Consider the following 11,810-nt stretch of genomic DNA (forward strand, 5'->3'; position numbering starts at 1 on the left):
CCCGCCGATGCATGCGAATACCTGCAACCACATCAGCGCTGTATTGTCCCTCTGGATTACCGCGCACAAAATCTGCCATCAGATTCCCTAACAGGGAACTGTCAGCCAGAGTAGCTAAGTGAAGGTGAGCGAGAAAATTCATTCGGTGATTGTAATATAAATCCGCGAAGTTATGTGCTTATTTGTTGCACCCTCAGAGCTGCGGCACTAGACTAGTCCGCCTGTTTTTCTGAATGATTAAATATAATGCGTGTCTCCGATTTTACTTTTGAACTTCCTGACGAAATGATTGCTCATTACCCTCAACCACAACGCAGTGGCTGTCGTTTGCTCTCGCTTGATGGTGAAACGGGGGCATTAACGCATGGTGTTTTTACGGATGTTCTCGATAAGCTGAATGCCGGAGATTTACTGGTTTTCAATAATACTCGTGTCATACCTGCGCGTATTTTCGGCCGAAAAGCTACCGGCGGTAAGCTGGAAGTGCTGGTTGAACGGGTGTTGGATGATAAGCGGGTACTTGCACATGTGCGTGCTTCCAAAGCGCCAAAAGAGGGGACTGAACTGTTGTTGGGGGACAATGAAAGTCTTAAAGCAACCATGTTGGCCCGCCATGATAGCCTGTTCGAAATACGTTTTGATGATGAGCGCGATGTGTTGTCCATTTTGGATGACATCGGTCATATGCCTTTGCCGCCTTATATTAATCGTCCTGATGAAGAGGCAGACCGTGAGTTGTATCAAACTGTATACAGTGAGCGGCCCGGGGCGGTAGCTGCGCCAACCGCCGGTCTGCATTTTGATGAGCCATTGTTGGAAGCGCTGCGTAAAAAGGGCGTGGAGATGGTTTTTGTGACATTGCATGTTGGTGCCGGTACTTTCCAACCAGTGCGGGTAGAGACTATTGAAGACCATATTATGCATGCCGAATATGCAGAAGTGCCACAGGATGTGGTTGATGCTGTGCTGGCATGTAAGGCGCGAGGTAACAAAGTTGTTGCTGTTGGCACAACCTCAGTGCGATCGCTGGAAAGTGCAGCAAAAGCCTGCCAGGATGGGTTAATTGCGCCATTTTTTAATGACACGCAAATTTTTATCTATCCGGGTTTTGAATATCAAGTTGTGGACGCGTTGATTACTAATTTCCATTTGCCGGAATCGACACTTATCATGTTGGTTTCTGCGTTTGCGGGTTATAAAAATACGATGAATGCTTATAAAGAGGCAGTTGCAGAAAAATATCGTTTCTTTAGTTACGGTGATGCGATGTTTATTCGTCGTAATCCCTTCGCTTGCAAGGAAAAGATTTCTTAATTTAATGTAATAATTATGGCATTGACTGGAATATATTGTTGAAGTTGTTGAAAATAGGATTATGTGAATATCTCAGTTCAACGGTAAATTTCAACTTTGTCTGGTTTTAAACAACAGCATCGGACTGTTTATCTGATGCCTGGAGGTTAAGTGAAATTTGAATTACAAACTACCGATGGTCAAGCCCGTCGTGGTCGTCTGATTTTTGAGCGTGGCGTGGTAGAAACGCCGGCATTTATGCCAGTTGGGACTTATGGCACGGTAAAAGGGATGACACCGGAAGAGGTAAAGAAAACTGGTGCGCAGATCCTGCTTGGCAATACTTTCCATCTGTGGCTACGTCCAGGGCAGGAAATCATGAAACTTCATGGTGATCTGCATGGGTTTATGCAATGGCATGGTCCAATCTTGACGGATTCAGGCGGTTTTCAGGTATTCAGCCTTGGCGCAATGCGTAAAATCAAAGAGGAAGGTGTACATTTCCGTAACCCAATCAATGGTACCCCAGTTTTCCTTAGCCCAGAAAAATCGATGGAAATTCAGTATGATTTGGGATCTGATATTGTCATGATTTTTGATGAATGTACGCCATATCCTGCTGATTGGGATTATGCGAAACGTTCGATGGAGATGTCCTTACGTTGGGCGGCGCGTAGTCGTAAGCGTTTTGATGAATTACAGAATAAAAACGCGTTGTTTGGTATTATTCAGGGAAGTATTTACGAAGATTTACGTGACATCTCAGTAAAAGGTCTGGTAGAGATTGGTTTTGATGGATACGCTGTAGGTGGTCTGGCGGTAGGCGAGCCTAAAGAGGATATGCACCGTATTCTTGAGCATGTCTGTCCGCAAATCCCGCAAGATAAACCGCGCTACCTGATGGGCGTGGGGAAGCCAGAAGATTTGGTGGAAGGGGTTCGTCGCGGCATTGATATGTTTGATTGTGTGATGCCGACCCGAAATGCCCGTAATGGTCATCTTTTTGTGACCAATGGTGTGATTAAGATCCGTAATGCCAAACATAAAGAGGATACTTCTCCGTTGGATGAGCAGTGTGACTGTTATACTTGTCGGAATTATAGTCGGGCATATTTGCATCATCTCGACCGTTGTAACGAAATTCTCGGTGCAAGGCTGAATACTATCCATAATTTGCGGTATTATCAGCGCCTGATGGCTAAGATTCGTCAAGCTATCGAAGAGGGTAATCTTGAACAGTTTGTTGAAGATTTTTATCAACGGATTGGTAAACCCGTTCCGGCATTAAGTATTTGACTTAAGTGGTGATTGACTGGTTTCGGTGTGTATAGCATATTGCGGCTGGTTTTTGATTACTATTGAATTTGATAACAATGAGGGAAGTTTAATGAGTATTATTTCTGAAGCAGCAGCATCTGCTGGCGCACCGGCTCAGGGAAGCCCATATTCTTTGATCATCATGCTGGTCGTTTTTGGCTTGATCTTCTACTTCATGATCCTGCGTCCACAACAGAAACGTACTAAAGAACATAGAAAGCTGATGGATTCTATTTCCAAAGGTGATGAGGTGATGACCAATGGTGGTTTGATTGGTCGCGTCACTAAAGTTTCTGACACGGGTTATATCGTTGTAGCACTGAATGAGACTACTGAAGTGACCATTAAACGTGATTTCGTCGCTGCCGTTTTACCGAAAGGTACGATGAAAGCTCTATAATTTCTGATTTTCCCGAAGGGAACTGCCGTGCTAAACCGTTATCCTTTGTGGAAGTATCTGATGCTGATCGCTGCGATCCTCATCGGTTTGCTTTATGCACTTCCCAACCTTTATGGTGAGGATCCGGCTGTACAAATCACTGGCGCGCGAGGTGTCGCCGCCAGTGAGCAAACGCTGGTCCAAGTCCATAATGTTTTAGAAAAGAATCAAATCGCGAGTAAATCTATTACGCTGGAAAATGGCGCAATTCTTGCTCGTTTCAATAATTCCGATATTCAGCTTCGTGCCCGTGAAGTATTGATGTCCACATTAGGCGATCAATACGTGGTGGCATTGAACCTAGCGCCAGCAACACCAACCTGGTTAAGTAAGGTTGGCGCCGAACCAATGAAGTTGGGCCTTGATCTGCGAGGTGGGGTGCACTTCCTGATGGAAGTGGATATGGAAACCGCATTAGGCAAACTGCAAGAGCAGAATATTGATGGTCTGCGCACTGATTTGCGTGAAAAGGGTATTCCTTATTCCACTGTTCGTAAAATTGATAATTACGGCGTAGAAATCCGCTTCCGTGATGAAAAAGCGCGTGCTGAGGCGGAAAACTATCTGACAGGTCGTCACCGTGATTTAGTTTTCAGTATCGGAACTAATAATACCCTGAAAGCGGTGATGAGTGATGAACGTCAGCGCGAAGCCCGTTCTTATGCGGTACAACAGAACATTACTATTCTACGTAACCGTGTTAATCAACTGGGGGTGGCTGAACCATTGGTTCAGCGTCAGGGCGCTGACCGTATTGTGGTTGAATTACCGGGTATTCAGGATACCGCTCGTGCAAAAGAGATTCTTGGCGCGACAGCAACGTTGGAATTCCGTCTGGTTAATACCGGTATTGATTCTACCGCGGCTGCATCAGGTCGTGTGCCTGGTGATTCTGAGGTGAAAAACACCCGTGACGGTAATCCGGTTGTGCTATATAAGCGTGTTATTCTGACCGGTGATCACATTACAGATTCAATCTCGGATGCCGATGAATATGGTAATCCACAGGTGAGTATTTCACTGGACAGTGCCGGTGGCACAGCGATGTCTAATTTCACCAAAGACAATGTTGGTAAGCCAATGGCAACACTGTTTGTGGAATATAAAGACAGCGGTAAGAAAGATGCTAACGGTCGGGCGGTGTTAGTTAAACATGAAGAAGTGATTAACATTGCTAATATTCAGACTCGTCTGGGGAACAATTTCCGTATCACGGGCCTTTCCAACGCAACCGAAGCGCGTCAGTTATCCTTACTGTTGCGTGCGGGGGCTTTGATTGCGCCGATTCAGATTGTGGAAGAGCGTACTATTGGGCCAACCCTTGGTTTGCAAAACATTGAACAAGGTTTAGAGGCTTGTCTGTGGGGCTTAATGGCATCCATTCTGTTTATGGTGATTTACTATCGTAAATTTGGTGTGATTGCGAGCAGTGCGTTGTTGGCTAACTTGGTGCTGATTGTCGGTATCATGTCTCTGTTGCCAGGGGCGACGTTAACCATGCCGGGGATCGCGGGTATTGTGTTAACGCTGGCGGTGGCGGTTGATGCTAACGTGCTGATTAACGAGCGTATCAAAGAAGAATTGCGTAATGGCCGGACAGTGCAACAAGCGATACATGAAGGTTATAAAGGGGCTTTCTCCAGTATTATTGATGCTAACCTGACTACGTTGATTACTGCGGTCATTCTTTATGCTGTTGGTACCGGGTCAATTAAAGGCTTTGCGATAACAACGTCAATTGGTGTCGCGACTTCTATGTTCACCGCTATTGTAGGTACTCGAGGGATCGTCAACCTGCTATACGGCGGTAAGCGTATTAAGAAGCTGTCAATTTAAGGAGCACGTTGTGGCACAGGATTATACTGTTGAACAATTGAACTATGGTCGCAGAGTCTATGACTTTATGCGCTGGGACAACGTTGCTTTCGGAATTTCGTTGCTGCTGTTGGTAGCTTCTGTTTTTGTGATGGCAACCCGCGGATTTAACTGGGGACTCGATTTTACCGGTGGTACGGTAATCGAAATCAAACTCAGTCAATCTGCTGATCTGGATAAGATGCGTGATAGCCTGGCAAAAGCGGGTTTTGAAGATCCGCTGTTGCAAAATTTCGGTAGTAGCCGTGATGTCATGGTGCGTATGCCACCGGTTACGGGAGCGGCTAATGAGGAACTGGGTAAAAAGGTTATTAAGGTCGTTAATGACACCATTGATAAAGATGCGAGTGTCAATCGTATTGAAATTGTTGGTCCGAGTGTCGGTGCTGAGCTCGCCCAAGATGGTGCAATGGCGTTACTGGCGGCGCTTGTCTGTATCTTGATTTATGTTGGGTTCCGTTTTGAATGGCGTTTAGCATTGGGTGCGGTTCTTGCCCTTGCCCATGACGTCATCATCACATTAGGGGTTCTATCACTGTTTCATATCGAGATTGACCTGACCATTGTGGCATCGCTGATGTCGGTTATCGGTTACTCATTGAATGACAGTATCGTGGTTTCTGACCGTATCCGTGAGAATTTCCGTAAGATCCGTCGTGGTACGTCGTATGAAATTATGAACGTCTCTCTGACGCAAACATTGAGCCGTACAATCATGACGTCCGCGACTACCTTACTGGTGGTGCTGATGTTGTATATTTTCGGTGGCGCGATGTTGAAGGGTTTCTCACTAGCGATGTTAATCGGTGTTTCTATCGGTACGGTATCTTCTATCTATGTTGCTTCCGCTTTGGCGTTGAAACTGGGTATGAAGCGTGAACACATGATCCAGCAAAAAGTTGAAAAAGAAGGGGCTGATCAGCCATCTTTGTTACCTTAATTATTCTGCCTTGATGCTGTTCAAACACCCTGTGAGTATCCGGCTGGCAGGGTGTTTTTTATTCAGATTAAGGATAAACTGTAAATTTAGTTTGGATTAACCATCAGGAAACGATATGCATTGCCCATTTTGTGCTGCTGTTGATACCAAAGTGATTGACTCTCGTTTAGTCGGGGATGGCTCGCAGGTGCGCCGACGGCGCCAGTGTCTTGAGTGTCATGAGCGATTCACCACTTTTGAAATGGCTGAGTTGGTTATGCCTAGAGTAATAAAAAGTGACGATATCCGAGAGCCGTTCGATGAAGAAAAATTGCGCCGCGGTATGCAAAAAGCACTGGAGAAGCGCCCGGTTAGTTCTGATGATGTAGAGATGGCGATTAGCTATATTAAATCTCAGTTACGTGCTACCGGTGAACGGGAAGTTCCATCCAAAATGATTGGTAATCTGGTCATGGATGAATTGAAGAAATTGGATAAAGTTGCTTATATCCGTTTTGCTTCTGTTTATCGCAGCTTTGAAGATATTCGTGAATTTGGCGAAGAGATTGCTAAATTACAAGGTTGAGCCAGTGGATAACGATAAAAAATATATGGCGCGCGCTTTGGAATTAGCGCGTCAAGGGCGCTTTACCACGTCACCTAATCCCAACGTAGGTTGTGTGATTGTGCGTGATGGGCAGATTATTGGGGAAGGTTTTCATTTACGTTCTGGCGAGCCACATGCGGAGGTTCATGCCTTACGGATGGCCGGGGATAAAGCTAAAGGCGCAACTGTTTATGTCACGCTTGAGCCGTGCAGTCATCACGGTAAGACACCGCCTTGTGCTGATGCGCTGATTGCGGCTGGCGTTAGCCGTGTGGTTGCGGCGATGCAGGACCCTAATCCACAGGTGGCAGGAAGGGGGCTTTATAAGCTGCAACAGGCTGGTATTGCAGTAGAGCATGGGCTGATGATGGAGGAAGCTGAATCTCTCAACCGGGGATTTTTGAAGCGAATGCGTACCGGATTTCCGTATGTTCAGTTGAAAATGGCTTCTTCTCTTGACGGGCGAACGGCGTTGATTTCTGGCGAAAGTAAATGGATTACATCACCTCAAGCTCGCTATGATGTACAAAAATTCCGTGCTCAATGTAGCGCGATTCTGAGTTCCAGTAGCACTGTTCTAGCTGATGATCCTCACTTGACGGTTCGTTGGAGTGAATTGGATGCAGAAACTCAGGCGATTTATCCCGAGGAAAATCTTTGTCAACCAGTACGTGTTATTGTTGACAGTCAGAATCGTGTTGGTCCTCAGCATCAGGTGATACAACAGCCCGGTTATTGTTGGCTGGCTCGCACTAAAGCAGATGAACATGACTTATCTGAAAATGTAGAACAGATACTGTTACCGGCTCATGGTGTTGGGGTAGATTTAGTGTCATTGATGATGCAGTTGGGGAGGCGCCAGATCAATACGGTCTGGACTGAGTGCGGGGCATTGTTGGCGGGGGCATTGCTAACGTTAGGATTGGTGGATGAACTGGTTCTTTACGTTGCGCCAAAAGTGCTAGGTGATACGGCTTGTGGTTTGTTTACTATTCCTGAACTCAAAAATCTGGCAGTGGCGCCGGAATTTGACATTTTTGATATACAGCAAGTTGGGCCTGATCTTCGTCTGCGTTTACGGCCTGTATACTGACTGAATATGTGAGTGTGGATTAATTTGCCTGTTTTTATGCTCCGTTGCTAAATCGGCAGGCGCGGCTAACGAAAGAATATGATAGAATCCGCCCCCCTGCGGATATGAACAGATAGAAGGAAGGCTATGAACGTAATCAAAGGTGTTGTTGCAGCTCCACAAGCTCGTGTGGCGATTGCCATTGCACGTTTCAACAACTTCATTAATGACAGTCTGTTAGGAGGCGCGGTAGATGCGCTTGAGCGTATCGGTCAGGTTGCCTCAGATAATATCACTGTTGTCTGGGTTCCTGGTGCTTACGAGTTACCATTGACAGTGAAGACATTGGTCGAAACCCGAAAATATGATGCCGTTGTCGCGCTAGGTACAGTTATCCGCGGTGGTACCGCTCATTTTGAATACGTTGCTGGTGAATGCAGTTCTGGTCTGTCCAATGTGGCGATGTCCAGTGAAATTCCAGTGGCATTTGGTGTTCTGACTACAGAAAGCATTGAACAGGCGATTGAGCGCGCTGGAACCAAAGCGGGTAATAAAGGTGCAGAAGCTGCATTAACCGCGTTGGAAATGGTCAATGTAATTAATGCCATTAAAGGCTGATTTTAGTTTTAATTAAGGGGAATCTTGTGAAACCTGCTGCTCGTCGTCGTGCTCGTGAGTGCGCTGTTCAGGCTATATATTCATGGCAATTATCTGGCAATAGCGTTGCTGATGTTGAATTACAGTTTCTGTCGGAGCAGGACGTCACTGGTGTTGACGTAACCTATTTTCGTGAATTGCTGTCAGGAGTAGCTGTGAATGCAGTTAAGCTGGATGCTTTGATGGCTCCTTATCTTTCCCGTCAGCTCGAAGAGTTAGGTCAGGTAGAAAAAGCCATTTTGCGTGTTGCTATGTTTGAACTAAGTTATCGTGATGATGTCCCTTATAAAGTGGCTATTAACGAAGCTATCGAATTGGCAAAAGTCTTCGGTGCTGAAGATAGTCACAAATTCGTGAACGGAGTACTGGATAAATCTGGTCCAGCAGTACGCAGAAAAAGATAAGCTACTGCTTGTCGGGTTTTTCCCACCGTAGACGATGATTTGTAAGGCCGGGATACCGGCCTTATGTTCATGATCATCAGTAATTTTTTGGGATTTTATTATGGCATGTGGCGAATTTGACCTCATTGCACGTTATTTTGATCGCCAGGAGACTAACCGGCGTGATGTAAATTTAGGTATTGGTGATGACTGCGCACTGATGACACTGGCCGATAAACAACAATTGGCGGTTAGTACGGATACCTTAGTTTCAGGCGTTCATTTTTTACCTGATATCTCCCCTGAAGATTTAGCTTACAAATCTCTCGCTGTGAATCTTAGTGATCTGGCCGCAGTCGGCGCTGATCCTGCTTGGCTTTCATTGGCTTTAACATTACCGGAAGTGGATGAATGCTGGCTGAGTAGTTTCAGTGACAGTTTGTTTGAACAATTGCGTTATTACGGTATGCAGCTTATTGGCGGCGACACTACCCGCGGCCCAATGAGTCTGACGTTGACGATTCATGGCTTAGTTCCCGCAAGCAGAGCGTTACGGCGTGCTGGCGCAAAAAATGGCGATTGGATTTATGTGAGTGGATCGTTGGGTGATAGTGCGGCGGGTTTGGCTCTGTTACAAAATCGTTTGCAAATTTCTGATCCGATATCCCACAACTGGTTAGTTCAGCGTCATCTCAGGCCGCAGCCTCGTATTTTACAAGGGCAAGCGCTACGTGGCCTGGCAACATCAGCTATTGATTTGTCTGATGGTTTGATTTCTGATTTGGGTCACATCCTGAAAGCCAGCCGATGTGGAGCCAGAATAAACCTGGATGCGATTCCTTACTCTGATGCGATGAAACAATATGTTGAACCGCAGCAAGCTTTGATGTGGGCTTTGAGTGGTGGTGAGGACTATGAATTATGTTTTACCGTCCCGGAGCGGAATCGTGGTGCGTTGGAAATTGCGTTAGCGCATACCGGTGCTGGTTTTAGCTGTGTTGGACAGATCATGGCGGAATCGGAAGGTATTCGTTACTACAGCAATAATAAAGAGATTAAATTAGATCTAAAAGGGTTCGATCATTTTATTACCGAGGAAGCACATGGATAAGGCAAAGCGTCGCTTACGGATGAGCAATCCCTGGCATCTATTAGCAACAGGTTTTGGTAGTGGGCTGTCGCCGGTCGTGCCGGGGACAATGGGATCGGCAGCGGCTATTCCGTTCTGGTTATTACTGGTCCAGTTTCCGGAATGGATTTGCTGGTTGGTTATTATTGTCGGGGTGCTTTTCGGCATAATGATTTGTCAGCGTACTTCTGATGATATGAGGGTTCATGACCACGGCAGTATTGTCTGGGATGAATTTATCGGTATGTGGATCACATTGATGGCAATCCCTGTGATTAACTGGCAGTGGGTTTTGACCGGTTTTATGGTGTTCCGTATTCTCGATATGTGGAAACCGTGGCCAATTCGCTGGTTTGATCGCTATGTTCATGGAGGATTAGGCATCATGTTGGATGATATTATTGCGGGTGTATTTTCTTTCGTGATTGTTTGGTTATTGGCGTTTTATCAGATTTTGACTTTTTGAGGTGTGGTGTATTGGCTACCTCTGAAAGGGGGACTCATTTTTTGCTTCATACTTGGAGTAGTGATCGGGTAGCTGCGATAACCGCTAACTTCTGTGGTAGGTGATTTTTCTACAGAAAATTCCGGTTTGGGATAGTTGTGTGAGGACAAAACCGTAAGTTTCTGCGTAAAAGTGCCCCAACAGAGATTCTCGTTGAGTTCAATCAACCGCTTGTTCATGTTATCTGGATGCTCCCAATACACCTCCCCTTTCTTGGGCATGTAAATGCTTCGCGATGTTATCATCGTCGCAGTCAGGTGCGCCAAGTACCCATACCGGATAGTCAGAAACGAAGGCTTCCAGCTCAAGTTTTTTGCCGACAGTTTCCATTTCTTCAACGGATGCAGAATCCCAAGAGAACACCAGTCTGGCAATGATCTGGTTGCACTTGGTACAAGGAAATATCTTAGGTTGAAGTTGGGTATCACCCAACCGAGTACCGTGAACAACTACTCCGCCGATTTCTTAATGCCCATTTTTAAATATGACGTAGGCGTTTCCCTGTCGTTTAGCAGAGATATCTGGTAGTAGTTGTAATTTATTGTGATTGGTTGGCTTCGTTCATTTAAAGCTTTCCCGCAGTGACTAGTGCCGCATGTATTGTTTTTAATGGTAACAGCAAAGATAGATGGGCATCTAATAGCGGAATAGCACCATAGCTGGTGTACCACTCGGCAACACGCTCATTCTTGGCATCAATTAGCAATGCAACCCCGCCAGCCTGCGTGGCCACCAATAAACAGCGCCGACCAGCAGCTAGCAACAACTGGCCACCGAGTCCTTGACTCTGTACTGAAAGATCTACAGCCAGACGGCCAAGCCGAAATACTGGCACTTCATGTCGAGCCAGACCACGTTTAATCACTTCCGGTGCACGTTCATAAGCAATAGAAGCGGGGCTTAGACTGTAGTAACCCAATACCGTCCGATTGCTCTCGCTAACCGCAAGGTAGGTTTTTGCCCCACCTTTCTCATGGCTCTGCCTTGCATGGCGATGTAAAAACTGATTCAACGCCTCATCACCACAGTCAAAAGCACCGCGATAATGATGTTTGCCTATAGGCTCTTCGTGCCAGATTGGTAGCATCATGATTGTTTCGGCAAGGCAAATGCTGCGGCCAACAATTTATCATTCGGTGCCGGTGGGTTATCCAAAAGATCCAGAACATGCAAACTATCTCTTTCGGTCAGCTCCAGTCGTTCGTTCTCGTCGATAATCTTCCGTGCTGCTGACATCACATTGCGGAGCACGAACTCAGTCAAGTTGGTATGTTGTAAAGCGGCTGCACGCATCAACAGCGACTTTTCTTCTGAGGCAATACGTAGCGACATTCGGTCATTAGTTTCTACTGGGATCTGAGGCATTGTTATGTCCTCCTATTTATACGCATTGAAATTGTACACTAAGGTGTGCCTATTAGCAAAATGTACACAATGAAAGCGTACGCGTACCGTATCAAATACGAACGTTTTTGGCACGGCAGTGACCTCTATCGATTTTGTTATTTTCAGAAGACGACTGCACTGGATTACTGGGTTTGTGTAGAGCCTTTGGTAGGTATCGTTACTTGATTCTGAAAATAGTGCCTTTTTATAGAGAAGAATGCGGAAAAT

The 11,810-nt window shown here is 45.9% G+C and carries 17 protein-coding genes; 12 read left to right on the plus strand and 5 right to left on the minus strand.

All coding sequences use genetic code 11. The features are described 5' to 3' along the window. Positions 1–142, minus strand: a 142-nt coding sequence (locus BA1DRAFT_RS21535; RefSeq protein ID WP_420865113.1) for an ACP phosphodiesterase, incomplete at its 3' end; no start/stop codon positions are given. A gap of 104 nt (positions 143–246) precedes the next feature. Here BA1DRAFT_RS21535 and queA point away from each other — a divergent pair. The 11 genes from queA to pgpA all read left to right on the plus strand — a co-directional run bounded on the left by queA (position 247) and on the right by pgpA (position 10,157). Next, complete coding sequence (queA, locus tag BA1DRAFT_RS00005) at positions 247–1,314, plus strand: tRNA preQ1(34) S-adenosylmethionine ribosyltransferase-isomerase QueA (protein ID WP_036775064.1); 1,068 nt, start codon at positions 247–249, stop codon at positions 1,312–1,314. Positions 1,315–1,464: 150 nt separating this feature from the next. Further along, entirely contained in the window at positions 1,465–2,589 is a 1,125-nt protein-coding gene (tgt, locus tag BA1DRAFT_RS00010; protein ID WP_036775065.1) for a tRNA guanosine(34) transglycosylase Tgt, read from the plus strand. A gap of 91 nt (positions 2,590–2,680) precedes the next feature. After that, positions 2,681–3,010, plus strand: a complete 330-nt coding sequence (gene yajC, locus BA1DRAFT_RS00015) for a preprotein translocase subunit YajC (protein ID WP_036775066.1) — start codon at positions 2,681–2,683, stop codon at positions 3,008–3,010. 27 nt (positions 3,011–3,037) lie between these two features. Next, positions 3,038–4,885, plus strand: a complete 1,848-nt coding sequence (gene secD, locus BA1DRAFT_RS00020) for a protein translocase subunit SecD (RefSeq protein ID WP_072164744.1) — start codon at positions 3,038–3,040, stop codon at positions 4,883–4,885. A gap of 10 nt (positions 4,886–4,895) precedes the next feature. Continuing rightward, entirely contained in the window at positions 4,896–5,864 is a 969-nt protein-coding gene (gene secF / locus BA1DRAFT_RS00025; RefSeq protein ID WP_036775069.1) for a protein translocase subunit SecF, read from the plus strand. A 115-nt stretch (positions 5,865–5,979) separates the two neighbouring features. After that, complete coding sequence (gene nrdR / locus BA1DRAFT_RS00030) at positions 5,980–6,429, plus strand: transcriptional regulator NrdR (RefSeq protein WP_036775072.1); 450 nt, start codon at positions 5,980–5,982, stop codon at positions 6,427–6,429. 4 nt (positions 6,430–6,433) lie between these two features. Next, positions 6,434–7,543 (plus strand): bifunctional diaminohydroxyphosphoribosylaminopyrimidine deaminase/5-amino-6-(5-phosphoribosylamino)uracil reductase RibD, encoded by a 1,110-nt coding sequence (gene ribD, locus BA1DRAFT_RS00035; protein WP_200868746.1) that lies wholly within the window; start codon positions 6,434–6,436, stop codon positions 7,541–7,543. 126 nt (positions 7,544–7,669) lie between these two features. Continuing rightward, positions 7,670–8,140 (plus strand): 6,7-dimethyl-8-ribityllumazine synthase, encoded by a 471-nt coding sequence (ribH, locus tag BA1DRAFT_RS00040; RefSeq protein WP_036775074.1) that lies wholly within the window; start codon positions 7,670–7,672, stop codon positions 8,138–8,140. A 26-nt stretch (positions 8,141–8,166) separates the two neighbouring features. Next, positions 8,167–8,583 carry a transcription antitermination factor NusB gene (nusB, locus tag BA1DRAFT_RS00045; RefSeq protein WP_036775075.1) on the plus strand — a complete coding sequence of 139 codons (417 nt, stop codon included), beginning with the start codon at positions 8,167–8,169 and terminating at the stop codon, positions 8,581–8,583. 100 nt (positions 8,584–8,683) lie between these two features. After that, positions 8,684–9,673, plus strand: a complete 990-nt coding sequence (gene thiL, locus BA1DRAFT_RS00050) for a thiamine-phosphate kinase (RefSeq protein ID WP_036775077.1) — start codon at positions 8,684–8,686, stop codon at positions 9,671–9,673. Further along, positions 9,666–10,157 carry a phosphatidylglycerophosphatase A gene (pgpA, locus tag BA1DRAFT_RS00055; protein ID WP_036775079.1) on the plus strand — a complete coding sequence of 164 codons (492 nt, stop codon included), beginning with the start codon at positions 9,666–9,668 and terminating at the stop codon, positions 10,155–10,157. Before thiL ends, pgpA begins: the two co-directional genes overlap by 8 nt. Here pgpA and BA1DRAFT_RS23675 read toward each other — a convergent pair. The 4 genes from BA1DRAFT_RS23675 to BA1DRAFT_RS00070 all read right to left on the minus strand — a co-directional run bounded on the left by BA1DRAFT_RS23675 (position 10,139) and on the right by BA1DRAFT_RS00070 (position 11,561). Further along, positions 10,139–10,375, minus strand: a complete 237-nt coding sequence (locus BA1DRAFT_RS23675; RefSeq protein ID WP_051560604.1) for a hypothetical protein — start codon at positions 10,373–10,375, stop codon at positions 10,139–10,141. The two genes, pgpA and BA1DRAFT_RS23675, sit on opposite strands and share 19 nt — an antisense overlap. A 1-nt stretch (position 10,376) precedes the next feature. Beyond that, positions 10,377–10,559: a hypothetical protein gene (locus BA1DRAFT_RS23680; protein ID WP_181148282.1), complete on the minus strand. Its 183-nt coding sequence runs from the start codon at positions 10,557–10,559 to the stop codon at positions 10,377–10,379. A 202-nt stretch (positions 10,560–10,761) separates the two neighbouring features. Then, positions 10,762–11,286 (minus strand): GNAT family protein, encoded by a 525-nt coding sequence (locus BA1DRAFT_RS00065; RefSeq protein ID WP_036775081.1) that lies wholly within the window; start codon positions 11,284–11,286, stop codon positions 10,762–10,764. Beyond that, on the minus strand, positions 11,283–11,561 hold the full coding sequence (locus tag BA1DRAFT_RS00070) for a type II toxin-antitoxin system TacA family antitoxin (protein ID WP_036775083.1): 279 nt from the start codon (positions 11,559–11,561) through the stop codon (positions 11,283–11,285). The genes BA1DRAFT_RS00065 and BA1DRAFT_RS00070 overlap by 4 nt, the downstream gene beginning before the upstream one ends. A gap of 69 nt (positions 11,562–11,630) precedes the next feature. On the opposite strand from BA1DRAFT_RS00070, the gene BA1DRAFT_RS23380 reads away from it, so the two are divergent. After that, on the plus strand, positions 11,631–11,768 hold the full coding sequence (locus BA1DRAFT_RS23380; RefSeq protein ID WP_160169972.1) for a hypothetical protein: 138 nt from the start codon (positions 11,631–11,633) through the stop codon (positions 11,766–11,768). The last annotated feature ends 42 nt before the right edge of the window (positions 11,769–11,810 follow it).

The organism is Photorhabdus aegyptia, from assembly GCF_000612035.1.
GTDB lineage: Bacteria > Pseudomonadota > Gammaproteobacteria > Enterobacterales > Enterobacteriaceae > Photorhabdus > Photorhabdus akhurstii.

Coding starts and splice junctions, on each gene's coding strand:
- BA1DRAFT_RS23380 (WP_160169972.1), top strand. CDS start 11,631: ATGAAAGCGTACGCGTACCGTATCAAATACGAACGTTTTTGGCACGGC.
- BA1DRAFT_RS00070 (WP_036775083.1), bottom strand. CDS start 11,561: ATGCCTCAGATCCCAGTAGAAACTAATGACCGAATGTCGCTACGTATT.
- pgpA (WP_036775079.1), top strand. CDS start 9,666: ATGGATAAGGCAAAGCGTCGCTTACGGATGAGCAATCCCTGGCATCTA.
- ribH (WP_036775074.1), top strand. CDS start 7,670: ATGAACGTAATCAAAGGTGTTGTTGCAGCTCCACAAGCTCGTGTGGCG.
- nrdR (WP_036775072.1), top strand. CDS start 5,980: ATGCATTGCCCATTTTGTGCTGCTGTTGATACCAAAGTGATTGACTCT.
- BA1DRAFT_RS00065 (WP_036775081.1), bottom strand. CDS start 11,286: ATGATGCTACCAATCTGGCACGAAGAGCCTATAGGCAAACATCATTAT.
- yajC (WP_036775066.1), top strand. CDS start 2,681: ATGAGTATTATTTCTGAAGCAGCAGCATCTGCTGGCGCACCGGCTCAG.
- thiL (WP_036775077.1), top strand. CDS start 8,684: ATGGCATGTGGCGAATTTGACCTCATTGCACGTTATTTTGATCGCCAG.
- BA1DRAFT_RS23675 (WP_051560604.1), bottom strand. CDS start 10,375: ATGAACAAGCGGTTGATTGAACTCAACGAGAATCTCTGTTGGGGCACT.
- queA (WP_036775064.1), top strand. CDS start 247: ATGCGTGTCTCCGATTTTACTTTTGAACTTCCTGACGAAATGATTGCT.